This window comes from Roseateles agri (assembly GCF_034043675.1).
Lineage (GTDB): Bacteria > Pseudomonadota > Gammaproteobacteria > Burkholderiales > Burkholderiaceae_C > KK5.
Window position 1 is genome coordinate 89376 of sequence record NZ_JAXCLA010000005.1, and the last position, 24844, is coordinate 114219.

The following is a 24844-nucleotide window of genomic DNA, read 5'->3' on the forward strand; positions in this document are numbered from 1 at the left end:
GACTACCCATCGTGTCACTCAGCAAGCCCCAGATCGACTGGCTGCAGGAAGTTTCCGGCCTGGCCATCGTCAAGCAGCGCGCCGACAGCAAGCGCGAGAAGAAGAACGGCCTGGCCAACGAGCGCAACGCCAAGGTCGGCAACGCCAAGGAGAGCATCAAGCGCAAGCTCTCCGCGGCTTCGTACAAGAACGGCGTCTTCAGCAGCGTCAAGGTGCTGGACGAGAAAGGCGGCCAGCAGGCCGAGTTCGACTACTCCGACCTGAAGGGCGATCGCCAGTTCGAGCAGCAGTACCTCGTGATGATGCAGGACGCCATGGAGCAGATCTCCGAGGCCGTGGCCGCGATGCGCGACGAGAAGGTGCCAGTCGTCTACCAGCCCACCGGCAAAGAGGTGAAGGACAAGGACGGCAAGCTCCGCACGGCGGAGGGCTATATCGTCGACGGCAACAATCTGCGCGACGAGAACGGCGACATCGTGATGGAGCCGCTGTACACCGACGAGGAGATCGCCGAAGAGGTCTACATGCCGCTGGTGCGCGAGCGCGTGATGCCCGAATGGCTCGTGCCCAACAAGTGGAGCAAGACGCAGCAGATGCTGGACGCCAGCGACAAGCTCTACAAGGACCGGCTGATCGAGTACACGGCCGAGTTGGACGAGGAGGACCAGTCGCTGCTGGATGCCGGCAAGGACGCCACCACGCAGCTCGGCGCGCTGGCGCAGAAGGCCGCCGCCATGGTGCCCGGTGGCGAGGCGGCCGGCACCATCATCGGCCTTGTGACGCTGGGCACGACGACGCTGATCACCGGCGTACAGGCCATCAGCAAGGGCAAGCTGACGAACTCGCTGAACGGCGTCATCGACAACGTCGGCAAGATCCTCGCCGAATCGGTCACCCTCGCCACTGGTGACAAGGACGCCGGCAAGGCCGCAGCGACGCTGTTCACCGCCGCCGCCACCGGCAGCAAGATGGCCGTCTCGCTACTGCAGACGCCGCCCGACAAGGCCGGCGCCATCAACATCTTCGCCGAGGGCCTGGGCGCCGCACTGGGCGCCAGCCTGGAAGGCGCGCACGTCGACCCGGGCGTGACCAAGATCGCCAGCAGCGTGGCGACGCAGGTGTTCAAGCGCATCGCCAACGCGATCAACATCGTCGAGCACGTGGCCAACGGCGACTCCGAGGCGGTGATCGCGGAGCTGACCACCGCCGGCAAGGAAACGGTCAAGGCGGTGCAGGAGATCGTCACGCAGGAGCTGTCCAAGGGCAAGTCCGAGAGCGGCAAGAAGAAGTTCGAGAAGTCGCAGGAGGAGCTGACCGACCAGATCCTCAAGGGCATCGATCTGGCCGCTTTGGGCATCAGCACCGGCAAGAAGATCGTCGACGCCGTCAAGAAGCGCAGCATCGACGGCATGGCGGAGGAGATCGTCAACGGCGTCGGCGACGTGCTCACCGGCACCCTGAAGATCGCCGCGCCGGCGGTGGCCAACGAGATCGGCAATGCCTACCGCGCGGTCACGAAGACCACGCTGGTGGCCTACTACCTGACGATGGATCCGCCCGACCAGGCCAATGCGCTGAACAGCCTGGGCAAGGGCTTCGAGGCCGCGTTTAAGCTGGCCGGCGACGAAAGCAGCAGCAAGGCGCTGGAGACCGTCGGCAGCGCGGTGTCCTCGGCCTTTGTCGCCGCGGCGAGCACGGTCGACCTCGGCAAGGCGATTGCGGACGGAAAGTACAACGATGCGGCCAAAGCCCTGTCCAAGCTGGCCCGCACGGTGCTGGGCAAGGCGCTGAACGCGGACATGAGCGGCGACCCGTCGGTCACCGCCGAAGGCGAACAGGGCAACGAGCTGATCGAGGGCATCGAGAAGGGCATCGGCACCTTCGAGAAGATCAGCGGCGAGGTGGCGAAGGCGCTCGAAGGCCTGAAGGACCCGAAGGTCAAGGCCAAGCTGCAGAAGCAGCTCGACGACATCGAGACCGCCGAGGCTCTCGCCGACATCGAGGACGCCAAGGACGAGGTCGAGCGCATCCTGATCCAGGGCGACGGCGGTGGCGAGGCCGCGGCCGACACCCGCTCGATCGAGGTCCTGATCCAGGCGATGAAGCGCGACCGCATGATCATGGAGATGGCGCTGAAGCTGGTCTCCGGCGGCGTCTCGGTGGTGCAGCACTTCGTCGCGCCGATGGCCGCCGCGGGTGCAGCAATCAAGCTGGCCGCCAACCTGATCAAGGCGGCCGAGCGCGCCACGACGCTGAACACCTGGATCAACAACCAGAAGGACATGCACAAAGCGGTCAGCAGCTTCGAAAGCTCGGCGGCCAACTTCGTCAAGAATCAAGGCGAGCAGTTCTCGCACTACGCGATCCAGGCGGCACTGGAGCTGGCGCGGATGATCGGCGAGATCGTCGCCTGCTCCGGCATCGCGACCGCCGCCGGCCAGGCACTGGCCAAGGGCTCGGCGCTGGCACTGGCCGCCGAAGACATCGCCTACCAGTTCTACAAGAAGGCCGACCTGGAGAACGCCTGGCGCATCACGCGAAAGGCCTGGGCCCATCCGGAAAGCCGCAAGCTGGGCCTGCTGGCCCGCAAGCTCAACCCGACGCTGGCCAAGTACACGCTGGCCTGGGGCGCCACCGTCAAGCGCGATGCCCTGGCCCAGGAGGCCATGCGAAGCTGCGGCCTGAACGCGCTGACGCTCTCCCAGAAGGACAGCAATGTCGGCAAGGTCCAGGAGTACCTGGAGACCTGCTTCAACGAGGACAACGTCGTGCTCAAGCGCTATACGTTGCCCGACTGGATGCCGGCGGTCGTGGAGCTGACCGCGAAGAGCTGGGCCACGGCCAAGTCACGTGGCGAGACGCTGGGCGAGGTCCAGCCGATCGATGCCGGCGGCGTCGACGAGGCGCTGTGCCAGATCGGCGTGCTGCAGAAGGACTTCCAGACCAAGGTCGACGTGATCGAGAGCCTGGGCTACGTGCAGGCCAAGCGCCAGGGCCTCTACGACGAGCTGGATGCGCTGCGCAAGAGCTACGAGCAGGCGGCGGAGCACTTCAGCAAGGAGTTGCTGCGCTATCACCCGACCGACAAGAAGGGCGAGCGCCACAAGGAGATGGAGGCCCTGGTGCTCGAGTACCGCCTCGCCGCGGAAGAAGCCACCGGGGACATCGACGCCGTCTGGCAGCATCACGCCGAAATGCTGGCCAAGATCGAACTGAAGGAGAAGGTCGCGCTGGACGGCGAAGGCTCGGAACAGCCGCAGGAGAAGCAGACGGCGACGGTCTGACGGAACGGGCCGCCGGCACGCCGGCGGCCTCGATCATCGGCGGCCAGACCAGGGGTCAGGCGTCGACGAGGTTCTTCTCGATATCGTCCATCGCGCTGAGCAGCGCCTTCTTGAATCGGCCACCGTCCATGCCCGGCGCCGACAGCAGGTGCTTGACGAGATCGTCTTCCTCGACTTCGGCGCGCAGGCCCTTGATGACGCCCATGTCGCCCTTGTTGATGCCGGCGTCGAGCTTGTCCTGGATGTCGTCCAGCAGTTCCTTCAGGCGGGCGTCGATCGCGTCCACCAGTTCCTGCGGGTTCTCGTCGATGCCCTCCTCGGCCGTCAGCACGCCCGACAAGGTCTTCAGTTCGACGTCCAGCTCCGCCGGGATCTTCTTCCAGCGCTCCAGCATGAAGACCCGCTGCTGCACCAGGCTCTTGGGCTTGTTGCTGGCGCTCACGTCGGGCTTGGGTTCCGACGTCGTCTGATCGGCCTGGATGCCCACGGCCGCCAGCAGCAGCTTGTCGAGCTGCGCCATCGCGTTGTTCGCCTTGGCCCACTGCTTGGCGGCGGCCTGCTCCTCGGCATAGCCGAAGACGGCGCGGATGCGCGTGGCTTCGGCCGGGTTCTCCTTCAGCACGAGCAGCATCCGCTCTTCCATCTGGTCGCGGAGCTTCTGATAGCCGTCGGCACCCTGGCCTGACGAACCCAGCAATTCCTCGGCGTCGTCGAGCAGCGCATGGGCCGCATCGAACTCCTTCTTGCGCGCGGCCACACCGGCCTCGCTGACCTTCAGCTTGATGTCCGTCGCGCTCGGTCCGGCAGCGGTGATCGCCTCCTTGACCTTGGGCATCAGCCCGGCCAGCCGCGTGTTGAACGCTACGGTAGCCTCGTCCTGGACCGTCGGGGCCGGTCCCTCGGTCTTCTTCTCGGGAAGGGGCGGAGCTGGAGGGATGTTGCCGCCACCGCCACCGCTGCCGCCATCGGCCATCAGCCGCTCGGCCTGGTCCAGCAGCGCATTGGCCTCGCCGAACTCCTTCTTGCGCGCAGCCACACCGGCCTCGCTGACCTTCAACTTGATGTCCGTCGCGCTCGGCCCGGCGGCGGTGATCGCCTCCTTGACCTTGGGCATCAGCCCGGCCAGCCGTGTGTTGAAGGCGGCAGCTTCGTCGCTGACCGGTTGCGTCTCCTGCTTCGGCACGGGCCGCTCGCCGGCCTGCGGCAGCGGCGGCGCCGGCGGGATGGTGGACTCCGCTTTTGCGCCTTCCTGGCCCTCCTGCTCGCCACCTTCCTGCTCGGGCGCGGGCTCGCCGTCGTCATCGATGTCGTTCGGATCTTCACCGCGCACCCGCACCTTGAAACGCTGCTCCACCTGCTTGAGCAGCGCCGCCTTGATCTTCTTGGCCAGCCCTCCCGCCTGCGTGCTCAGCACGAAGGTGTGTGCGTTCTCTTCCCAGATGCATTCGCCCACGGCGAACTTCGCACCGCTGCTCACGCCCAGGTAGTCCGTCAGTACCTTGCGCTTGGGCGGCCCGATCGGCTTCCTGCTGACCAGCACCGCCACTTCCTTGCCGGTGATGGCCACCATCGTGTGCATCACGTCGCCCTTGCGCACCTGGCGCAGCAGCGGAATCATCTTGGACGTCAGCGCCGCCGGCGAGTCGTCTTCATCCTCTTCCGACGCCGACTGCTTCGCTGCGGCCTTCTTGGCCTCCATCTCCTGCAGCTTGCGCTCCTTGCCGGCAGCCTTCTCGGCGTCGTCCAGGTAGCTGCCCAGTTCCTTGTCGGCCTTGTTGGCTTTGCGCAGCGCGTCGCCTTCCTTCTCGATCGTGTCCAGCGCCGCCAGCTTGGCTTCCGGCGTCTTGCCCGTCTCCAGCGCCGCCAGCGCCTTCACGAACGCTCCGTCCTTGTAGCCCTTGCCCTTGGCGAACTTCTTCCACTCGAGTTCGGTGATGTTCTTGTCGCTCATGCCCACTCCTTGCAACGGGTCCGGTCCCCGGGCCCCAATCCGCCGAGCATAACGTCCTTGTTCAGCGGTATGAAGACAGGCTTATCCCTGCCGGCAGCCAGTCACTTCACCGCCGGTTTCAGCCGATCAGCTTGGCCAGGGTGCCGAGCGTGCCGACCAGCGTCGCCTGCGCGGTGATCGGAACAAAGGGGTTGGCCTCGAGCTGCTGGATGAACGGGTCGTTGGCCGAACGATCGAGGAACTTGCGGATCACTGCCGCGGCTTCCTGGTGGTAGCGCTGGCGCGCGGCGGCATCGGTCTCGTTCAGCGCGCGGTCCAGCGTGTCGGAAAGGTTTTCGGCGAAGTCGGCCAGCACCGTGTCCATCTTGCGGATCTTGACCGCGATGTCGGCGAAACCGGGATCGTCCTTGTAGGCCTCGACGATCGCCGCTTCAAGCTTCTGATACTCGGCCTGGGCCTTCCTCTTGGCCCCGTCCCAGGCCAGCCGGCACTTGGCGTAGTCGACCTTGCCGGCACTGGCCGGCGGCGTCGTCGGCACCGGCAGACTCAGGAATTTTTCCAGTTGGTCGAGCGCGGCCAGCGCAGACTTGTGGTTACCAGCCTCGGCCTTCTCGGTGGCGAAGGCAGAGACCGCGCGCAACTTGCTCGCCTCGGCATGCTGCCCGGCCAGCGCAGCCTCCAGGCGCGGCGCCATCTGCGCCCAGCGGGCATCGAAGGCGACCTGCTCGGGCGAGGGCTCGTTTGCCGGCTCGGACGAGGCCTCCGGGGCCTGCTGTTCCGATTGCTGCGCCTGCGCTTCCTGCTCAGGCGCGGGCTCGCCGTCGTCATCGATGTCGTTCGGGTCTTCACCGCGCACCCGCACCTTGAAGCGCTGCTCCACCTGCTTGAGCAGCGCCGCCTTGATCTTCTTGGCCAGGCCACCCGCCTGCGTGCTCAGCACGAAGGTGTGGGCGTTCTCCTCCCAGATGCATTCGCCCACGACGAACTTGACCCCGCCGCTCGCGCCCAGGTAGTCCGTCAGCAGCTTGCGCTTGGGCGGCCCGATCGGCTTCCTGCTGACCATCACCGCCACTTCCTTGCCCGTGATGGCCACCATCGTGTGCATTACATCGCCCTTGCGCACCTGGCGCAGCAGCGGAATCATCTTGGACGTCAGCGCCGCCGGCGAGTCGTCTTCATCCTCTTCCGACGCCGACTGCTTCGCGGCGGCCTTCTTGGCCTCCATCTCCTGCAGCTTGCGCTCCTTGCCGGCAGCCTTCTCGGCGTCGTCCAGGTAGCTGCCCAGCTCCTTGTCGGCCTTGTTGGCCTTGCGCAGCGCGTCGCCTTCCTTCTCGATCGTGTCCAGCGCGGCCAGCTTGGCTTCCGGCGTCTTGCCCGTCTCCAGCGCCGCCAGCGCCTTTACGAAGGCTCCGTCCTTGTAGCCCTTGCCCTTGGCGAACTTCTTCCACTCGAGTTCGGTGATGTTCTTATCGCTCATGGTGACAACCCTTCGCAGAGGCACAAAGCATAACGTTCGATCCGTGCGGCATACGACTTCAGCGGTTTGCGCACGACTGCCCGCTCGGGTACAAGATCGGCAACCCATCAAGCCGGAGCTTCCATGCCCAAGCCGACCCCCTCCCCCAGCACCCACGCCTTCGCCGCCTGCGAGGCCGAATTCAACAGCGGCGGTGGCCGCAGCGGCCGTTTCTACTCACTGCCCAAGCTGGCCGAACAGTTTCCGAACGTGAAGCGCCTGCCGGTTTCGCTGCGCATCGTGCTGGAGTCGGTGCTGCGCAACTGCGACGGCAAGAAGGTCACGCCCGAGCACGTGGCGGAGCTGGCGAACTGGTCGCCGACGGGCAAGCGCGACACCGAGATCCCCTTCGTCGTCGCCCGCGTCGTGCTGCAGGATTTCACCGGCGTGCCGCTGCTGGCCGATCTGGCGGCGATGCGCAACGTGGCCGCCGCGGCCGGCAAGAACCCGAAGGCGATCGAGCCGCTGGTGCCGGTGGATCTGGTCGTCGACCACTCGGTGATGATCGACCACTACGGCACGAAGAACGCGCTGGACCTGAACATGAAGCTGGAGTTCCAGCGCAACCAGGAGCGCTACGAGTTCATGAAGTGGGGCATGCAGGCCTTCGACACCTTCGGCGTCGTGCCGCCGGGCTTCGGCATCGTCCACCAGGTGAACCTGGAGTACCTGGCGCGCGGCGTCCACAAGACGGCGACCGGCAAGGTCTACTACCCCGACTCGCTTGTGGGCACCGACAGCCACACAACGATGATCAACGGCATCGGCGTCGTCGGATGGGGCGTCGGCGGCATCGAGGCGGAAGCCGGCATGCTGGGCCAGCCGGTCTACTTCCTGACGCCGGACGTCGTCGGCTTCGAGCTGAGCGGTCAGTTGCGGGAAGGCGTTACGGCGACCGACCTGGTGCTCACCGTGACCGAGCTGCTGCGCAAGGAGAAGGTGGTCGGCAAGTTCGTCGAGTTCTTCGGCGCGGGCACGGCCAGCCTGTCGGTGCCGGACCGCGCGACCATCGGCAATATGGCGCCCGAGTACGGCGCGACGATGGGCTTCTTCCCGGTCGACGAGAAGACGATCGAGTACTTCAAGGGCACCGGCCGCACCAAGGCCGAGATCGAGGCCTTCGAGGCCTACTTCCGCGCGCAAGGCCTGTTCGGCGTGGCGATGCCTGGCGAGCTGGACTACAGCCAGGTCGTGAAGCTGGACCTCGGCAGCGTCGTGCCTTCGCTGGCCGGACCGAAGCGGCCGCAGGATCGCATCGAGATCACCAACCTGTCGTCGAAGTTCGCCGAGCTGTTCAGCCTGCCGGTGCCCGCCAACGGCTTCAACCAGCCGGCTGAGCTGCTGCACAAGCGCTACACCACGCCGAGCGGCCTGGACATCGGCAACGGCGACGTGCTGATCGCCGCGATCACCTCGTGCACGAACACCTCCAACCCCAGCGTGCTGCTGGCCGCGGGCTTGCTGGCCAAGAAGGCGGTGGAGGCGGGGCTGAAGGTCAAGCCGCACATCAAGACCTCGCTGGCGCCCGGCTCGCGCATCGTCACCGAGTACCTGACCAAGGCCGGCCTGCTGCCCTACCTGGAGAAGCTCGGCTTCACCTTGGCCGCCTATGGCTGCACGACCTGCATCGGCAACGCCGGCGACCTGGCGCCGGAGATCAACGAGGCGATCACCGCCAACAACCTCGTCAGCGCGGCCGTGCTCTCGGGCAACCGCAATTTCGAGGCGCGGATCCATCCGAACCTGAAGGCCAACTTCCTGGCCTCGCCGCCGCTGGTCGTGGCCTACGCGATCGCCGGCAATGTAATGGTGGACCTGATGACCCAGCCGGTCGGCAAGGGCAAGAAGGGCCGCGACATCTACCTGGGCGACATCTGGCCCACCAGCGACGAGATCCACGCGCTGATGCGCTACGCGATGAACCCCAAGGCCTTCCGCGAGAACTACGAGCAGGTGGCCGAGAAGCCGGGCAAGCTGTGGAAGAAGATCGAAGGCGTGAAGGGCCAGGTCTACGACTGGCCCAAGAGCAGCTACATCGCGCAGCCGCCCTTCTTCGAGCAGTTCGCGCAGGAGCCCAGCTTCACGCATGCCGGCGTGACCGGTGCGCGCGTCATGGCGCTGTTCGGCGACTCGATCACGACCGACCACATCTCCCCCGCCGGCTCGATCAAGGAGACCTCGCCGGCCGGCCAGTACCTGAAGAGCCTGGGCGTGCTGAAGGCCGACTTCAACAGCTACGGCTCGCGCCGCGGCAACCATGAGGTGATGATGCGCGGCACGTTCGCCAACGTGCGCATCAAGAACCTGATGATCCCGCCGGGCGCCGACGGCAGCCGCGAGGAAGGCGGCGTGACGCTCTACCAACCGAGCGGCGAGAAAAAGTTCATCTACGACGCCGCGATGGCCTACATCGCCGCCGGCGTGCCCACCGTGATCTTTGGCGGCGAGGAATACGGCACCGGCTCCAGCCGCGACTGGGCGGCCAAGGGCACGCAGCTGCTGGGCATCAAGGCCGTGATCGCGCGTAGCTTCGAGCGCATCCACCGCTCCAACCTGGTCGGCATGGGCGTGCTGCCGCTGCAGTTCAAGGGCACGGAAAGCTGGGAGACCTTGGGCCTGAAGGGCGACGAGACGATCGACGTCATCATCGACGGCGAATTGGCGCCGCAGCGCGACGCCAAGCTCGTCATCACCCGGGCCGACGGCACGACGCAGACGACCACGCTGATCCTGCGCATCGACACGCCGATCGAGGTCGACTACTACAAGCACGGCGGGATCCTGCCGTTCGTGCTTCGTCAACTACTCGCTGCTTGAAGTAAGAGAAGCCGAAGGCCCGGGTGCGTACCGGGCCCTCGGCGGCGCAACGCTCCGTCAGGCAGCCGCGCGACGTCGCCGGCCGAGCAGGCCGACGGCGCCGAGGCCCGCCAGCATCAGGGCCCAGCTCTCGGGCTCCGGCACTGCGGCGGCGATGCTCAGCTCCTGGTAGGCCAACTGCTGCAGCGACACCGCCTGCGCGCTGCTGATACCCAGCGCCGCGGCGGCCGCCTCGCCGGCGCCGAGCGAGCGCGGATCGAGGCCGGTGACCTGGCCGAACGTCGTCAGCGCCTCCAGGTAGCTGCCCCAGGCGCTGGCGTGGTAGCTGTCCACGTTCCACAGGTTGATCTTGCCGGGGTCGATGCCGTTGTACGGGTTGCTGTCGGCCACGCCCGAGTGCACGGCCAGCAGGAAGGAGTCGCCGACCGGGATCACGCCCGCGATCGAGCTGTCCATCTGCGCGGCCGTGTAGTAGGCGTTGTGCAGGTCACCTCCCATTTGCTCGATCGACGTGCCGTTCCAGTGGCCGCCCGGCGTGTTGTAGACCTGGTCGGCGCGCGCCCAGGTCTCCATCAGGTAGACGCTGGCCGCCGGGTTAGCGTTCGGATCGCTGCCCGAGGTGCCGTGGATGTACTGCTCCAGCAGCTTGGAATAGTTGTAGAGGTTGGCCGGGTTGCCGGGATCGCTGGCGTTGAGCGTGCTGTAGTCGTGCATCACGACGACGTCGAAGCTCTTGCTGCCGATCTGCGTCAGCTTGTTGTTGTAGTGGTACTGCAGCGACTGGCCGCTGACGGCCTCGATGTTGACGTCGTAGCTGAGGCCGGCCTCGGAGGTGAGGGTCTGGAAGATGCCCGGCACGCCGCCGTAGCCGGTGCCGTTGAGGTCGGTGACGTTGCCCGTGTTGTAGTGCAGGGTGGGCTCGTAGTTGCCGTGGGTGAAGCTGTTGCCGATGAACAGGATGCTGGTCGTCGCGGCCGAGGCGCCCCCGCATAGCGAGAGAACCAGGAAGCCGGCGCCCGCGAGGCGAGCTGTCAAAACGTTGGCTTGCATCGGAATCGTCTCCTTCTTTTGTATGTCGTGGTGTGCACCCCGGCCCCCGCGGCCAGGGCAGCCGTTTCAGCGTAGTGCGCACGGAGCTGGCAAACAAACACGATCAAGCCGCGTGCCACCTGCGGCCAGGTGCGTCTGGCACGGGCTATGCATTGCCCGCTCTGCCGGCGCGCCCGGCCGCCAGAGGCAACACCCGACCCCATGGCGGCATACGTAGTCACCGCAGAGTTACATCGATGAAGGGCCCCGCACCCCCTCGGTTTTTACGTAGTGTGACGTCCAAACACGGCCCTATGGCCCGAACGGACTTGCGCCGCACCCTAGTCGCAGGCTTGCGTCCATCCCGCATGCCGGGGGTTCGCCTGGCGCACGCAGATCTCGAAATGCCCTGCAGGCCGCGCCAGTGGGCGCTTTACAGGCTGGAGCAGCTCGGGAATCGCTTCTTCACACCCCCTCATATGAGGGGGTTTCTGTTTCTTCACGTGTGCGAACTGTGAACGTCAGCGGGGATTGGCGCTTCGTTCATCTCCCGGACCAACTCGACGAAGGCCCGAAGGCCGGCCGGCGCGTGGCGACGGCTCGGGTAGTACAGCGCGATGCCGGGGAACGGCGGTGTCCAGTCGGCGAGCACGCGCTGGAGCCGGCCGCTGGCGATGTCGGCGCGCACGAAGACTTCGGAGAGGTAGGCCAGGCCGATGCCGTCGCGCGCAGCGGCGCGCATGGCGGGCATGTCGTCCAGGGTCAGCGGGCCCTCGACGTCGATGGCGAGGGCCTCGCCCTCCTTCTGGAACTCCCAGCGGTACAGCTCGCCGCCCGGCAGGCGCAGGCGGATGCAGCGGTGCGCGGACAGCTCGGCCGGCGTGCGCGGCGGCTCTTGCAGCGCGAAGCAGGCCGGCGTGCCGACGACGGCCATGCTCAAGGGCCCGCCGATCGGCACGGCCACCATGTCGCGCGGCACCTGCTCGACAAGCCGCACGCCAGCGTCGAAGCCGGCGGCGACGATGTCGATCAGCCGGCCCTCGGTGACCACGTCCAGTTGCATCTCCGGGTAGCGGCGCAGGTACTCGTGCAGCAGCGGCCCGATCATCCGCGCCGCGCCGGCGTGCATGTTCAGCCGCAGGGTGCCGCTGGGGCGTGCGCGCAGGTCGGCAGCAGCATCCAGCGCATCGCGGATCTGCAGCAGCGCAGGCGCCACCTGGGCGGCGAAGCGCGCGCCGGCCTCGGACAACGAGACGCTGCGCGTCGTGCGGTTGAACAGGCGCACGCCGATGCGCGCCTCCAGCCCCGCCACTGCCTGGCTCAGCGCCGAGGTGGACATGCCCAGCTCGACAGCGGCCGCGCGGAAGCTGCCGTGGCGGGCGACGGCCAGCACGGCTTCCAGTTCGGTCATTCCGCTTCGGTGCATTGTGTGGATTATCGGGACGATTCATCCGCCATTGGCTGGCTTATCAATTGCAATCGAAACGCCCAGACTGGCGGCCATGAACACCACCACCGCCCTCCCCCTGATCGACACGATCTACATCGACGGCCAGTTCGTCACGCCGCAAGGCACCGAACTGTTCGACCTGCACAACCCCGCCACCGAGCAGGTCGTCGCCCGCGTGCGCCTGGGCGACCGCGAGGACGCGCGCCGCGCGATCGCCGCGGCCAAGCGTGCCTTCGAGCGCTTCTCGCGCAGCAGCGTGGCCGAGCGGATCGCACTGCTGCAGCGCCTGCACGCTGCCGTCGCCGCCCGCGAGAACGACATCCGCGCCGCGATGCAGCTCGAATACGGCGCCCCCGACGGCTTCGCCCGCTTCGCCGCCAAGCACGCGGCCGATGCGTTCACCAACATGGTCGAGACGCTGCGCCGCTACGAGTTCACGCGCCGCATCGGCACGGCCGAGGTGCAGATGGAGCCGGTCGGTGTCGTCGCACTGATCACGCCCTGGAACAGCAATGCCGGCTTCATCTGCAACAAGCTCGCCACGGCCATCGCCGCCGGCTGCACCGCCGTCATCAAGCCCAGCGAGATGAGCGCGCAGCAGACGCAGGTGGTGCTGGAGGCGCTGCACGCCGCCGACCTGCCGGCGGGCCTGTTCAACATCGTCAATGGCCGCGGCGACGTGGTGGGCGACGAGTTCAGCGCCCATCCGGACGTGAGCAAGGTGTCGTTCACCGGTAGTACCGCCGTCGGCAAGGCGATCCTGCGTGCCGGCGCGGAGACGCTCAAGCGCGTCACGCTGGAGTTGGGCGGCAAGTCGCCGACACTGCTGCTGCCCGACGCCGACTTCACCTCGGCCATCCCGCTGACCGTGCGCGCCGGCTTCATCAATAGCGGCCAGGCGTGCATCGCCGGCACGCGGATCCTGGTGCCCGAGGCGCGCATGGACGAGGCGCTGGCGGCGATCCGCACGGCTGTCGAGGCGATCCGCGTCGGCCCGGCGAGCGACCCGGCCAGCGAGATCGGCCCGATGGTCAGCGCCCGGCAGTGGGAGCGCGTGCAGGGCTATATCGCGCTGGGTGCCGAGGAAGGTGCGCAGCTGCTCACCGGCGGCCCGGGCCGGCCCGAGCACCTCAGCGAAGGCTGGTTCGTGCGCCCGACCGTGTTCGCCGGCGTGCGCAACGACATGCGTATCGCCCGCGAGGAGATCTTCGGCCCGGTGCTCTGCGTGATCGGCTACCGCGACGAGGAGGACGCGATCGCCATCGCCAACGATACGAACTACGGCCTGCAGGCCAGCGTGTACGGCAGCGACTTCGCCCACGCCCGCAAGGTCGCCTCGCGCCTGCAGGCGGGCCGCGTGTTGATCAACGGCCTGCACCACGAACCGCTGGCCCCCTTCGGCGGTTTCAAGCAGTCGGGCATCGGCCGCGAGTTCGGGGCCTTCGGGCTGGAGGCTTACCTGGAGCCGAAGACGCTGCTCGGCGCAGTCTGAGCGCGGCCAAGCCCAGCGCGAGCAGCAGCCATTGAGCCGGCTCGGGCACGGGCGCCACCGCCAGCGAGGCCGGCAGCAGCGTGCCAGAGACGGTCGTCGTGCCGTCGCTCCAGCTGAAGCTGGCCGTGCCGCTGACCGCATCACCGTCGACAACGACGGTGCCCAAGGCGTCGATCGGGCCGAACACGAGGGCGCTGTACTGGCTGTAGAGCGAAGTCGTGACATCGCTGGTGACACCTCCGACGCGGCCCGCGGCGCCGTAGTCGGCCGACGAGACGGCGTAGCCGCCGAACAGGGTGCCGATGTAGTTCTGCGTGTACTGGACATGGCCGTCGTAGTCGCCCGCGAAGGCCAAGTCGTGGCCGCCGACGCTCAGCACGGCAGAGACCGGCGAGACCTGCAGCGAGGGCGGGCCGGAGTCCGGCGGGTAGGAAGTGCCGCCCATCAGGTAATTGGTACTGCCAAGACCGCCGGTGGCGCCGCTGAACATGCCCAGCGAGAAGTCGGCTCGGTAGTCCAGCTCGAAGCTCGTGCCGGTCGCTGGTGCCCCGAGCAAGCCCGACGGATCGGTGAGCGTCTGCACCACGCCGGTGAGGCGGTAGACCAGCACCTGGGCGTTCGCTGCGCCGTGGGCGAACATGCCGGCCATCAGAATCGCGATCGTCCTGCTGCGCATGGCTTCACCTCCGCTGCGCCGGGCCGGCGCCAAGCGGCGGCGGGCAAGCCGCATGCCCGGATGTGCCCTCAGCGCGAGGACTTGCCCGCCAGCGGTCGGTGACGCGAGACGATGCGCTCGCCGCGCGCCTGGTAGCGCTGGCGGCGTGCTTCCTTGGGGTCGACCGTCAGCGGCCGGTACACCTCGATGCGATCGCGCTCGCGCAGCGGGGTGTCGAGCGGCCGCAACCGGCCCCAGACGCCGACCTTCAGCGTCGGCAGCAGCGGCAACTGGTCGGCAAATTCCGGCCAGGCGCGCAGTGCTTCTTCAATGCTCGTGCCTTCCGGCAGTTCGAGCCAGCCCTGGCGGACCTCGCCCGCCACGGGGCTGCAGACCAGCTCAACGCGCACCGTAAACGGCCTCGGCGCGCTGGACGAAGCTGTCCACGAAGGTGTTGGCGATGCGGTCGAACACGGGGCTCACCACCGCCTCCAGCGCCACGCTGGAGAAGGCGTAGCTCAGCTCGAATTCGATCTTGCAGGCCTGCGGCCCGCCCTCGCCTCCCTCGGTAGCCAGCGCGACGCCACCGGGCTTGAACAGCGGCTTGAAGGTCCAGACGCCGTCGAGCTGCGAGAACGGGCCGTCGACCAATGCCATGTGGACGCGCTGGTCCTGCAGGTTGGTGTTGCGCGTGGTGAAGGACTGGCGCACGCCCGAGATCGCGAGGTGCAGCCGTGCGGTCATGCCGTCCTCGTGGCGCTCCAGCACCTCGGCGCGTTCGCACCAGGGCAGGAACTCGGCGTAGTGCTCGACGCCGGTGACCAGCTCGTACATCTCATGCGGCGAATACCAAAGCAGGACTGACTTTTTGACGTGCTTCATACAATGCCAAGAATTGTATTGGGGCATCCCGCCCACACCTTCCTCAAATGTCCATCGCAGAAAACCGCCGCGCCCGATTCGAATACCACATCGAGGAACGATTCGAGGCCGGCATCGTGCTTGAAGGCTGGGAGGTCAAGGCCGTGCGCGCCGGCCAGGTCCAGCTGACCGACGGCTACGTGATGATCAAGAACGGCGAGCTGTTCCTGATCGGCTGCCGCATCAACCCGCTGAACACAGCGTCCACCCACGTCAACCCGATGGCGGACCGGACCAAGAAGCTCCTGATGAAGAAGGACGAGATCCGGCGCCTGATCGGCAAGACCGAACAGCGCGGCTTCACGCTCGTACCGCTGAACCTGCACTACAAGGGCTCCCACGTGAAGGCCGACATCGCCCTGGCCAAGGGCAAGGACAAGGCCGACAAGCGCGACACGATCAAGGAGCGCGAAGGCAAGCGTGAAGTCGAACGGGCCATGAAGGACCGTTCGCGCTGAAGTTTCAACGCAGCGCCGCGAAGGCCTGCTCCAGATCCGCCCGCAGATCGGCCTCGGCCTCCAGCCCGATCGCGAAGCGGACGATGACGCCCTCCCCGCACGGGGTCGCCAGCGAGCGGCTGCGGCTCATGTCGTAGGGCACGGCCAGGCTCATCGGGCCGGCCCACGAATAGCCGATGCCGAACAACTGCAGCGCGTCGACGAAGGCATCGACCTGCGCCATCGCGTACTCGGGCTTGAACACGGCCGAGAACAGGCAGGCGGCGCCGTCGCTGCTGGTGGCCAGCCAGTGCTCATGGCCGGGCGAGCCGGGCAAGGCCGGATGCAACACGCGCGCCACCTCGGGACGCGACTGCATCCATGTGGCCAGCGTGCGGGTGCTGGCGTCCTGCGCGTGATAGCGCAGCTCCAGCGTCGGCAGGCTGCGCAGCACCAGCTCGACGTCGTTGGACGCGACGCCGTAGCCCAGGTGCTCGTGCGTCCAGTTCAGCTTGTCGTGCAGCGCCTGCTGGCGGGTGTAGACGGCGCCCATCAGCACATCGGCACCGCCGCTGGGGTACTTGGTGAGCGCCTGCATCGAGATGTCCACGCCGACGCCATGCGCCAGCGCAAACGGGTCGAAGGCCACGCCCGCGCCCCAGGTGTTGTCCAGCGCGGTGATCACGCCCCGCTCGCGGCAGGCCGCGATCAGGCCCAACAGGTCCGGGAACTCCAGCGTGATCGAGCCGGCCGCCTCCAGCCACACCAGCTTCGTCTTGTCACCGATCAGCGACTTGAAGCCGGCGGCGTCCAGCGGATCGTAGAAGCGGTGCGTGATGCCGAATTGCGGCAGGAACGACTCGGTCAGGTAGCGGTTCTGGCCGTAGGCGTTGTCGGGCACCAGCACCTCGTCGCCGGGGCGCAGCAGCGCCATCGACACCAGGGTGATCGCGGCCAGACCGCTGGGCGTCAGCAGGCAGTGCTCGGCGCCCTCCAGCGTGGCCAGGCGGGCGGCCAGCGTGTAGGACGTGGGCGTGCCGTGCAGGCCGTAGCGGTAGCTCTTGCCGTCGCGCGGCTTGTAGTCGTGCAGATCGGCCGTGTCCCTGAACAGCACGGTCGAGGCCTTGGCGACCGGCACCGGCACCGCGTTCCATCCGGCGGGCGCGCGGTACGGGTGGTGGATCTGACGTGTGGAGATACCTCTCTTGCGAGTCATACGGGCATCGCGATGAGGTCATGCCCTTCGGCGGCGACGATCTTCGCCTTGGTGAACTCGCCGACCTTCAGCGTCTTGCTGGCCTTCTGCGGCGGCAGCAGGCGCACGGTGCCGTCGATCTCGGGAGCGTCCGCATAGCTGCGGCCCACGCCGCCCTTGCGGCCCAGTGCCGGTGCGGAATCGACCAGCACCTGCATCGTGGCGCCGATGCGCGAGCGCAGCTTCTCGACCGACACTTGCTCGGCAATCGCCATGAAGCGGGCACGGCGCTCCTCGCGCACCTCGTCGGGAAGCGCGCCTTCGAGCGCGTTGGCCGTGGCGCCGTCCACCGGCGAGTAGGCGAAGCAGCCGGCACGGTCGATGCGCGCTTCCTGCATGAAGTCCAGCAGGTACTGGAACTCGGCCTCGGTCTCGCCGGGGAAGCCGGCGATGAAGGTCGAGCGGATCACGATGTCCGGGCAGGTCTCGCGCCAGCGGGCGATGCGCTCCATGTTCTTCTCGCCGTTGGCCGGGCGCTTCATGCGCTTGAGCACGTCCGGGTGAGCATGCTGCAGCGGTACGTCGAGGTAAGGCAGGATCAGGCCTTCGGCCATCAGCGGCAGCACCTCGTCCACGTGCGGGTACGGGTAGACGTAATGCAGGCGCACCCAGGCTCCGTGGGCCTTGGCCAGTTCGCCGAGCTTGGCGACCAGGTCGAACATGCGGGTCTTGACCGGCTTGCCGTCCCAGAAGCCGGTACGGTACTTGACGTCCACGCCGTAGGCCGAGGTGTCCTGGCTGATGACCAGCAGTTCCTTCACGCCGCTCTCGAACAGCGCGCGGGCTTCGTTCAACACATCGCCGATCGGGCGCGAGACCAGGTCGCCGCGCATGCTGGGGATGATGCAGAACGAGCAGCGGTGATTGCAGCCCTCGCTGATCTTCAGGTAGGCGTAGTGCTTGGGCGTGAGCTTGATGCCGTAGGCCGGCACCAGGTCGACGAAGGGATCGTGGGGCTTGGGCACGTGGGTATGGACGGCATCCATCACCTCCTGCGTGGCGTGCGGGCCGGTCACCGCGAGCACCGAGGGATGCATCTCGCGCACAAGGCTGCCGGCGTCGGCATTGCCATCGCTGCCCTTGGCACCCAGGCAGCCGGTGACGATCACCTTGCCGTTCTCGGCCAGCGCCTCGCCGATCGTGTCCAGGCTTTCCTTGACCGCGTCGTCGATGAAGCCGCAGGTGTTGACGATCACCAGGTCGGCGCCGGCGAAGGTCTTGGAGGTCTCGTAGCCCTCGGCGCGCAGCTGGGTCAGGATCAGTTCGCTATCGGTCAAAGCCTTGGGGCAGCCGAGGCTGGCGAACGCCACCTTGGGAATTTTTTGCGGCGCCGGAGCGATATAAGTGTTTGATTCCATTTGACTATTTCCTTCGATCCAGCGCGCGAGCGCAGCCTGCCATTGTATTTCAAAGCGGGCTCGAGGGCTTGTGGGTCGCGGAGGGACGGGGCATCGGCGCCGCGGAGGCAGGCCCGGCGGGCCCTCGCCGCTTGAATTCCAGCCGGAACGACATCGATATAGCGCTGACTAACCCCAGGGGTAGTAAACGGGGATTACACCGCCGTAGATACCCGGATATCAAGTAACAGCGGCAACGGCGCTCCTCTATGAGGCCGTCAAAACCCTATTTCCCTGTCACTGACCTGAAGCTGACCAAATACCCCACGGACGCGGGAGGAGTTTCCACCGTGTTGAGAATGATTGCCGAATGTCACGATCGAGCAACGGTCGCCAATTAGGCGTTTTCGGCGTTTTTCACAGTGGCAGGAGATTTCATGAGAAAGTTTTCGATGCTTGGCGCGGCGCTCGCCGTCGGTCTGGCTCTGGGTACGTCCCACGCCGCCTTCGCTGGCAGCTACACGGAAGTCGGCGACGCCGGCGACATCGTTTCCGGGGCCGCTCAGATGGTGACCGGCAATGCCGGCGAAACCGTCAGCGCCATCAAGGGAATGCTGGGTTCCAGCGCCGGTGGTACTACCGAAGCGGATGCATTTGAAATCTATATCAGTTCGCCGACCAAATTTTCGGCTTCGACGGCCGGATTCACACCGGGTTCGAATAGTTTCGATTCCCAGCTATTCCTTTTCTCGCTGGACGGAAAAGGTATTGTCGCCAATGACGACGATGCCTCGAGCGGATCGCAATCCACAATTCCGGCTGGCAATAGTTTCACCAGCGCGCTGACGCCTGGCTACTATATTTTGCTGATTTCGGGCAACGGAAACTCCCCGGCCAGCACGGGCGGCCTCATCTTCCCGAGTTGGACGGACGGCGTTACCGACCCCACGGGCGTCTACGGCCCGACCGGCCCCGGTGGCGCCCTTGCGATTTCGTCCTTCGGCGGCACCAGCAACGAAGGTGGCGCCTACTCGATCACCCTGACGGGTGTCACGGCCGGCCCCGTCGCGGCAGTCCCCGAGCCGGGCACCCTGGGCCTTGGCCTGCTGGGCGGCCTCGCATTGATGGCCTATCGCCGTCGCCGCGGTCAGCAATAAACCCAACAAAAGTCCGCGCAAGGAATTTGCGCTCTCTTTTTCTTCAAGTTCAACCAGGCTTTTGTCATGACATCGAAAAAGAATCTTCGCTCGTCGCGTGACCTGTTTGCATTGACGGCCGTCGCGCTCGCGCTGGCCGCCTCCGGCTCCGCTTTTGCGCAGAGCAAGGCCACGATCCTCACAGCACCGGCATTGCCGGACAACCTGGCCTTCGGCCTCAGCGACCTCGTGCAGGCCTACCAAGCACCGGCCGCCACCTCGTCGCTGACCAAGGGCGCCACGGCGGCGACCACCGTGAACGATGGTTTCCGCACGGCCCTCGCCGACATGAAGCTGGCGCGCGTCAGCGACGACAACCGCGTGCTGGTCGACGTCTACCTCGACGGCAAGGTCACGATCGACCAGGCGATCCGCGACTACGAAGCGCTCGGCAGCACCGTGGTGGCACGGCTCGACTGGTATCGCCAGGGCGCCCTGTCGCTGTGGGTGCCGGTGAGCCAGGTTGCCACGCTGGGCGGCACGCGCGGCGTCAGCTCCGTCCAGTTGAGCTTGAAGCCCCGCCATCGTGTGGGCAAGGTCACCTCCCAGGGCGCCTTCGTCCACAAGACCGAGAACCTCAACGCGAGCGGCTACAGCGGCGCAGGCATCACCGTCGGCGCCCTGTCGGACAGCTTCGACAAGCTGAAGACCACCGGCACGGGCACCAGCAGCGCACCGCTCTACGCCAACGTCAAGTACGCGCAGGATCAGCTCAGCGGCGACCTGCCCGGCCCGAACAATCCGTTCGGCCGCACGACGCCTGTCAACGTCCTCAAGGACTACACGAGCAGCACCGGCGTCGAAGACGAAGGCCGCGGCATGCTGCAGATCGTGCACGACCTGGTGCCCGATGCGAAGCTGGCCTTCTACACCGCCGACGTGTCCGAGGTCGACTTCGCCGCCGGCATCGTTGCCCTGCAGGCGGCCGGCGCACAGGTCATCGTCGACGACGTGGGCTACTACGACGAACCGATGTTCTCCGACGGTCCCGTCGGCAAGGCAGTCGACAAGGTCAACGCGCTGGGCGTCTCGTACTTCTCGTCGGCCGGCAATGACGACAGCGCCGGCTACACGGCCACCTTCAACCCGGTCGCGAACGATGCGAACGCGCAGGCGCGCCTGGTCGCGCAGGGCGTGACCTACAGCGGCCTGTCCACTGCCGAGAAGGCCGCGATCGTCTCGTTCCACAGCTTCGGCACGAATCCCGACGGTACGCCGATCCTGGTGCAGAACATCCGCATCCCGGGTACCAGCGCCGATGCGACCGGCATCATTTCGTTCCAGTGGGACGACCCGTACAACCTCGTCGTCAACGGCGTGAAGCAGGTCACCACCGACTACGACATCCTCGTGTTCAGCTCGGCCGGTGCGATCCAGACCTCGCGCAGCGGCATGACCAACAGCATCAGCACGAACACGCCGATCGAACTGCCCGGCACGGCCCTCGCCGCCGCCACGTCCTACAAGATCGTCATCGCCAAGACCAATCGGTCTTCGGCCGTCGGTGCAGGCGTGACGCCGAACCAGGCCACGCACATCCGCTACGCGATCGAGACGAACGACACGCCGGTGCGCGGCGACTTCCTGACGATCTCCAACGTCGAGACTCACGGCCACAACGACGCCGCAGGCGCCAGCGGCGTGGCGGCCTACCGCTACGACGTGTCGCCGACGGTGGACGTGCACGATCCCTCGCACGTGGTCTTCCCGGTCATCGAGCAGTTCTCGTCGAACGGTCCGGTCGTCAAGTACTTCGATGCGAACGACCAGCGCCTGGCCGTGCCGGTCACGCGCAAGCAGCCGCTGATCGCGGCCGTGGACGGCGTCAGCACGAGCTTCTTCCCGCCTGACTACGTGACCAGCGGCAGCACCCCGCCCGCCGCGCCCGGCCCGAGCAACCCGAGCCCGAACGACTTCAACGGCGACGGCTACCCGAACTTCTTCGGCACCAGCGCTGCGGCACCGCACGCCGCCGGCGTGGCCGCCCTGCTTCTGAGCGCCGCAAAGACCAACAGCATCACGCTGTCGCCTGCCGACGTGCGCACGCTGCTGACCAGCACGACGCAAAGCAACCAGGACCAGACGCCCAACTACACGCAGGCCACGGCCGGCCCCGTGACGGTGACGGCCAGCGGCTGGGGACGCGCGGACAACAACTTCTTCCGGGTGACGTTCAACGGAGCGGCCGGTCAGTCGCTCAGCAGCCTGCAGATCGATCTGTCCAAGGTCGGCATCCACTTCGACCCGACCTCGGCGATCCCGACCGACGCGTCGACCACGGCCACCGGCACGGGCGTCGTCGTCAGCGCGTTCAACGGCGCGACTGCCCCTCCGGGCGGCAGCACGAAGCCCAGCGTCGCGAGCTACACCGTGAGTACCGGCGCCAGCGGCCAGACCTCGATCCTGACGGTCAACTTCGCGAACTTCGCGCCGGGCGCCACGCTGAACTTCGGCATCGGCCGCCGCAACGATGTGACCAACATCTTCGGCTACAGCGCTGATCCCCTGGGCGGCAACCCGGCAGTCTCGGGTTCCGCCGGCGCCACCATCTCCGTGAATGTGGCGGGCGACAAGGCCTACGCCGGCAGCTTCACCAACAGCTACGCCAAGAAGTGGAACTACAAGAGCGGTTACGGCCTCATCGACGCGCAGGCCGCACTCAACAAGCTGCTGGGCATCTCCCAGTAAGCGAGTAAGCAGAGAAAAAGCCGGTGCCAGGATTCCTGGCACCGGCTTTTGCATGTCTGAACGAGGACTCAGCCCTTCTTCGGCGGGAACCCGGGCATGCCCGGGAACAGCACCCCGGCGTTCTTCATCTGTTCCTGCATGGTCTCGAAGATGTTCTTCGACTGGGTCACGTAGCCGCCCATCAGTTCCTGCATCACCGGCGCCTGGCCGCCAAGGAACTGGGTCCAGAGTTCGGGGCTGAAGGCCAGGCCCTTGCTCTGCTCGGTGAAGCGGCCCTGCATGTCGGAGAAGAGCTGCATGTTCTTCTCGAGGTAGTCGCCCATCACGCCCTGCATCGAGTGGCCGTAGAAACGGATGATCTGCGACAGCGCACCGGTGCTGAACATCGGCACGCCGCCGGTTTCTTCCTCGAGGATGATCTGCAGCAGGATGCTGCGGGTGATGTCCTCGCCGGTCTTGGCGTCACGCACCTCGAAGGCCTCAGCGGCCAGCACCATCGTCTTGACGTCAGCCAGCGTGATGTAGCTGCTGGTCTGGGTGTCGTAGAGCCGGCGGTTCGGGTACTTCTTGAGCACGCGGATCGCGCTGCCTGCATTGCCAGCGTTAGCTGCCTCGGGCGCGCCCGTCGTCTCGTCCGCCGCTTTCGCCGCCTTGCCTCTGCGGGCCGTCGCCATATCGCCTTGCTCCTATATTTTTGTGCGGGTGCACAAAACGATTCTAGGAGGGCCCCTCCGGGCGTCCCGAAGGGGTTTACCCCTGCGTCACCAGATACGAATGCGCTCTGCGGACGGCTTGTACATCTTGTCCCCCGGCTTGGTGCCGAAGGCCTCGTGGAAGCCGTCGTGGTTGACCGCCGCGCCATCGGCGCGGTATTGCGCCGGCGAGTGCGGATTGGTCGTCACCAGCTGCAGCAGGCGCTCGCCACGCATCTTCTCGCGCCAGGCCTGGGACCAGCCGTAGAAGAAGCGCTGCTCGCCGCTGAGCCCGTCGATCACCGGGGCCGGCTTGCCGCCCAACGACCGCTTCCAGGCCTTGTAGGCAATCTGCAGGCCCGACAGGTCGGCAATGTTCTCGCCCAGGGTCAACTTGCCGTTGACGTGGTGGCCGGGGATCGGCTCGTAGCTGTCGTACTGGGCGACCAGCCGGGCGGTGACGGCTTCGAAGGCCTTGCGGTCGGCCTCCGTCCACCAGTTGCGCAGCGCGCCGTCGCCGTCGTACTGACTGCCCTCGTCGTCGAAGCCGTGGCTGATCTCGTGGCCGATCACGGCGCCGATCGCGCCGTAGTTGGCAGCGTCGTCGGCGGCCATGTCGAAGAAGGGCTTCTGCAGGATGGCCGCCGGGAAGACGATCTCGTTCAGCGAGGGCTCGTAGTAGGCGTTGACGGTCTGCGGCGTCATGCCCCACTCGGTCCGGTCCACCGGCTGGCCGACACGGCGTGCCTGGCGTTCCCACTCGAAACGGCCGGCGCGCTCGCGGTTGCCGACCGCGTCGCCGGCCTTGACCTCCAGCGCCGAGTAGTCGCGCCAGTGGTCGGGGTAGGCGATCTTGGTCGTGTACTTGGCGAGCTTCTGCTGGGCCTGCGCCTTGGTCTCAGGGGACATCCAGCTCAGCGTGTCGATCGAGTCCTTGTAGGTCGCGAGCAGGTTGGCGACCAGCTCCTCCATCCGCGCCTTGTAGGCCGGCGGGAAGTAGCGCGCGACGTAGACGCGGCCGATGGCCTCGCCGATCGCGTTGTTCGCCTCGGTAACGCCCTTCTGCCAGCGTGGGCGCGGCTGCTTGGTGCCGGTGATGGCGGTGCCGTGGAAGGCGAAGCCGGCATCGCGATAGGCCTTGGGCAGCACGTCGGAGGCGTCGTCCAGCACGCGCATGCGCAGGTAGGCCTTCCACTGGTCCAGCGGCACCTCGGCGACCATGCGAGCCAGCGCGCTGAGGTAGCTCGGCTGGAACACGGTCAGCCGCTCGGCTTGGCCGAGCGACGCGCCGTCGAGGAAGGCGGCCCAGTCGATGCCCGGCGCCTTCTCGGCGAGTTCGGCGCGGCTCGTCGGGTTGTAGATCTTGATCGGATCGCGCATGTCTTCCTGCGCCCACTGGACCTCGGCGAGCTGCTTCTCCAGCGCCATCACGCGGGTGGCGGTGGCGGCGGCATCGCGGTCGCCGGATAGCGTCGCGAGCTTGGTCAGGTAGGCCTGGTAGGCGGCGCGGGCCTTGGAGAGCGCCGGGTCATCGGTCTTCAGGTAGTAGTCGCGGTCGGGCAGTCCCAGGCCACCCTGTGAGGCCAGCGCGGCGTAGTGCGTCGGGTCCTTGGCGTCGCCGAGCACGCCCAGTTGCAGCGGCGTGTTGTTGACGCCCTGCGAGCGGCCCAGCCAGGCGGCCAGCGCCTTCGGCGAGTCGATCGCGTCGACGGCGGCGAGCTGCGCGCGCAGCGGCGCGAGGCCGGCCTTGTCGAGCGCGGCGGTGTCGACATAGGACTTGTAGAAATCGGCGATGCGCTGCTCGTCGCTACCGGCCTGCTGCGGCTTGGCGGCCAGCGTCTCGACGATGGTGCGCACGCGCTGGTCGGACAGGTCCTCCAGCATCGAGAAGGAGCCGGTGTCGGCCTTGTCGGCCGGGATCTGCGTGCGGGCCAGCCAGCGGCCGTTGACGGCGCGGAACAGGTCGTCCTGCGGGCGGACCGACTTGTCGATGCCGGCGGGGTCGATGCCGGTCGACGGCGGTGCAGCGAAGGCGCAGGCCGCAGCCAGCGACAGCACGAGCGGTGCGAGGCGGAAGGGGAATGTCATGGACGGGGATCTCCGATGAATGGAAAAAAGCCGCGA

At 66.8% G+C, this 24844-nt stretch carries 17 protein-coding genes; 6 read left to right on the plus strand and 11 right to left on the minus strand.

From position 1 onward, the window contains the following. The first annotated feature begins 11 nt into the window (after nucleotides 1-11). The gene (locus tag SNE35_RS15885; RefSeq protein WP_320423906.1) at nucleotides 12-3284 is read left to right on the plus strand and encodes a hypothetical protein; all 3273 of its coding nucleotides are present in this window, start codon (nucleotides 12-14) and stop codon (nucleotides 3282-3284) included. Nucleotides 3285-3339: 55 nt separating this feature from the next. Here SNE35_RS15885 and SNE35_RS15890 read toward each other — a convergent pair whose 3' ends face one another. Both SNE35_RS15890 and SNE35_RS15895 read right to left on the minus strand, forming a co-directional pair. Next, nucleotides 3340-5235 (minus strand): hypothetical protein, encoded by a 1896-nt coding sequence (locus SNE35_RS15890; protein ID WP_320423907.1) that lies wholly within the window; start codon nucleotides 5233-5235, stop codon nucleotides 3340-3342. Between the two features lie 118 nt (nucleotides 5236-5353). Next, a complete protein-coding gene (locus tag SNE35_RS15895; RefSeq protein ID WP_320423908.1) occupies nucleotides 5354-6712 on the minus strand; it encodes a hypothetical protein in 1359 nt (452 codons plus the stop codon). Nucleotides 6713-6835: 123 nt separating this feature from the next. On the opposite strand from SNE35_RS15895, the gene acnA reads away from it, so the two are divergent. Beyond that, nucleotides 6836-9568 (plus strand): aconitate hydratase AcnA, encoded by a 2733-nt coding sequence (gene acnA / locus SNE35_RS15900; RefSeq protein WP_320423909.1) that lies wholly within the window; start codon nucleotides 6836-6838, stop codon nucleotides 9566-9568. Between the two features lie 57 nt (nucleotides 9569-9625). Here the strand turns inward: acnA and SNE35_RS15905 are convergent, their stop codons facing one another. Further along, nucleotides 9626-10618 carry a PEPxxWA-CTERM sorting domain-containing protein gene (locus SNE35_RS15905; RefSeq protein ID WP_320423910.1) on the minus strand — a complete coding sequence of 331 codons (993 nt, stop codon included), beginning with the start codon at nucleotides 10616-10618 and terminating at the stop codon, nucleotides 9626-9628. A 478-nt stretch (nucleotides 10619-11096) separates the two neighbouring features. Further along, the gene (locus SNE35_RS15910) at nucleotides 11097-12023 is read right to left on the minus strand and encodes a LysR family transcriptional regulator (RefSeq protein ID WP_320423911.1); all 927 of its coding nucleotides are present in this window, start codon (nucleotides 12021-12023) and stop codon (nucleotides 11097-11099) included. Between the two features lie 76 nt (nucleotides 12024-12099). On the opposite strand from SNE35_RS15910, the gene SNE35_RS15915 reads away from it, so the two are divergent. Then, nucleotides 12100-13539, plus strand: coding sequence for an aldehyde dehydrogenase family protein (locus tag SNE35_RS15915; RefSeq protein ID WP_320423912.1), 1440 nt, complete (start codon nucleotides 12100-12102; stop codon nucleotides 13537-13539). Here SNE35_RS15915 and SNE35_RS15920 read toward each other — a convergent pair. The 3 genes from SNE35_RS15920 to SNE35_RS15930 form a co-directional block, all read right to left on the minus strand. Then, nucleotides 13454-14215, minus strand: a complete 762-nt coding sequence (locus tag SNE35_RS15920; protein ID WP_320423913.1) for a PEP-CTERM sorting domain-containing protein — start codon at nucleotides 14213-14215, stop codon at nucleotides 13454-13456. The genes SNE35_RS15915 and SNE35_RS15920 overlap by 86 nt on opposite strands. Before the next feature lie 68 nt (nucleotides 14216-14283). Then, on the minus strand, nucleotides 14284-14604 hold the full coding sequence (locus SNE35_RS15925; protein WP_320423914.1) for an RnfH family protein: 321 nt from the start codon (nucleotides 14602-14604) through the stop codon (nucleotides 14284-14286). Then, nucleotides 14594-15076 carry a type II toxin-antitoxin system RatA family toxin gene (locus tag SNE35_RS15930; RefSeq protein WP_320423915.1) on the minus strand — a complete coding sequence of 161 codons (483 nt, stop codon included), beginning with the start codon at nucleotides 15074-15076 and terminating at the stop codon, nucleotides 14594-14596. Before SNE35_RS15930 ends, SNE35_RS15925 begins: the two co-directional genes overlap by 11 nt. Before the next feature lie 47 nt (nucleotides 15077-15123). On the opposite strand from SNE35_RS15930, the gene smpB reads away from it, so the two are divergent. Continuing rightward, nucleotides 15124-15573 carry an SsrA-binding protein SmpB gene (gene smpB / locus SNE35_RS15935; protein ID WP_320423916.1) on the plus strand — a complete coding sequence of 150 codons (450 nt, stop codon included), beginning with the start codon at nucleotides 15124-15126 and terminating at the stop codon, nucleotides 15571-15573. A gap of 4 nt (nucleotides 15574-15577) precedes the next feature. Here smpB and SNE35_RS15940 read toward each other — a convergent pair whose 3' ends face one another. Together SNE35_RS15940 and rimO are read right to left on the minus strand one after the other, a co-directional pair. Next, complete coding sequence (locus tag SNE35_RS15940; RefSeq protein ID WP_320423917.1) at nucleotides 15578-16768, minus strand: PLP-dependent transferase; 1191 nt, start codon at nucleotides 16766-16768, stop codon at nucleotides 15578-15580. Next, on the minus strand, nucleotides 16765-18165 hold the full coding sequence (gene rimO / locus SNE35_RS15945; RefSeq protein WP_320423918.1) for a 30S ribosomal protein S12 methylthiotransferase RimO: 1401 nt from the start codon (nucleotides 18163-18165) through the stop codon (nucleotides 16765-16767). The genes SNE35_RS15940 and rimO overlap by 4 nt, the downstream gene beginning before the upstream one ends. A gap of 416 nt (nucleotides 18166-18581) precedes the next feature. On the opposite strand from rimO, the gene SNE35_RS15950 reads away from it, so the two are divergent. Together SNE35_RS15950 and SNE35_RS15955 are read left to right on the plus strand one after the other, a co-directional pair. Next, complete coding sequence (locus SNE35_RS15950) at nucleotides 18582-19301, plus strand: DVUA0089 family protein (RefSeq protein WP_320423919.1); 720 nt, start codon at nucleotides 18582-18584, stop codon at nucleotides 19299-19301. Between the two features lie 66 nt (nucleotides 19302-19367). Next, nucleotides 19368-22028, plus strand: coding sequence for a S8 family serine peptidase (locus SNE35_RS15955; protein WP_320423920.1), 2661 nt, complete (start codon nucleotides 19368-19370; stop codon nucleotides 22026-22028). A 68-nt stretch (nucleotides 22029-22096) separates the two neighbouring features. On the opposite strand, the gene phaR is transcribed toward SNE35_RS15955, so the two are convergent. Continuing rightward, nucleotides 22097-22702, minus strand: coding sequence for a polyhydroxyalkanoate synthesis repressor PhaR (phaR, locus tag SNE35_RS15960; RefSeq protein ID WP_320423921.1), 606 nt, complete (start codon nucleotides 22700-22702; stop codon nucleotides 22097-22099). A gap of 87 nt (nucleotides 22703-22789) precedes the next feature. Then, nucleotides 22790-24808: a M13 family metallopeptidase gene (locus SNE35_RS15965; RefSeq protein WP_320423922.1), complete on the minus strand. Its 2019-nt coding sequence runs from the start codon at nucleotides 24806-24808 to the stop codon at nucleotides 22790-22792. Nucleotides 24809-24844 lie beyond the last annotated feature (36 nt).

Excerpts from the sequence above, each read along its gene's own strand:
- SNE35_RS15890 (WP_320423907.1), bottom strand. The coding sequence starts at position 5,235 with ATGAGCGACAAGAACATCACCGAACTCGAGTGGAAGAAGTTCGCCAAG.
- SNE35_RS15895 (WP_320423908.1), bottom strand. The coding sequence starts at position 6,712 with ATGAGCGATAAGAACATCACCGAACTCGAGTGGAAGAAGTTCGCCAAG.
- acnA (WP_320423909.1), top strand. The coding sequence starts at position 6,836 with ATGCCCAAGCCGACCCCCTCCCCCAGCACCCACGCCTTCGCCGCCTGC.
- SNE35_RS15905 (WP_320423910.1), bottom strand. The coding sequence starts at position 10,618 with ATGCAAGCCAACGTTTTGACAGCTCGCCTCGCGGGCGCCGGCTTCCTG.
- SNE35_RS15910 (WP_320423911.1), bottom strand. The coding sequence starts at position 12,023 with ATGCACCGAAGCGGAATGACCGAACTGGAAGCCGTGCTGGCCGTCGCC.
- SNE35_RS15915 (WP_320423912.1), top strand. The coding sequence starts at position 12,100 with ATGAACACCACCACCGCCCTCCCCCTGATCGACACGATCTACATCGAC.
- SNE35_RS15920 (WP_320423913.1), bottom strand. The coding sequence starts at position 14,215 with ATGCGCAGCAGGACGATCGCGATTCTGATGGCCGGCATGTTCGCCCAC.
- SNE35_RS15930 (WP_320423915.1), bottom strand. The coding sequence starts at position 15,076 with ATGAAGCACGTCAAAAAGTCAGTCCTGCTTTGGTATTCGCCGCATGAG.
- smpB (WP_320423916.1), top strand. The coding sequence starts at position 15,124 with ATGTCCATCGCAGAAAACCGCCGCGCCCGATTCGAATACCACATCGAG.
- SNE35_RS15940 (WP_320423917.1), bottom strand. The coding sequence starts at position 16,768 with ATGACTCGCAAGAGAGGTATCTCCACACGTCAGATCCACCACCCGTAC.
- rimO (WP_320423918.1), bottom strand. The coding sequence starts at position 18,165 with ATGGAATCAAACACTTATATCGCTCCGGCGCCGCAAAAAATTCCCAAG.
- SNE35_RS15950 (WP_320423919.1), top strand. The coding sequence starts at position 18,582 with ATGAGAAAGTTTTCGATGCTTGGCGCGGCGCTCGCCGTCGGTCTGGCT.
- SNE35_RS15955 (WP_320423920.1), top strand. The coding sequence starts at position 19,368 with ATGACATCGAAAAAGAATCTTCGCTCGTCGCGTGACCTGTTTGCATTG.
- phaR (WP_320423921.1), bottom strand. The coding sequence starts at position 22,702 with ATGGCGACGGCCCGCAGAGGCAAGGCGGCGAAAGCGGCGGACGAGACG.
- SNE35_RS15965 (WP_320423922.1), bottom strand. The coding sequence starts at position 24,808 with ATGACATTCCCCTTCCGCCTCGCACCGCTCGTGCTGTCGCTGGCTGCG.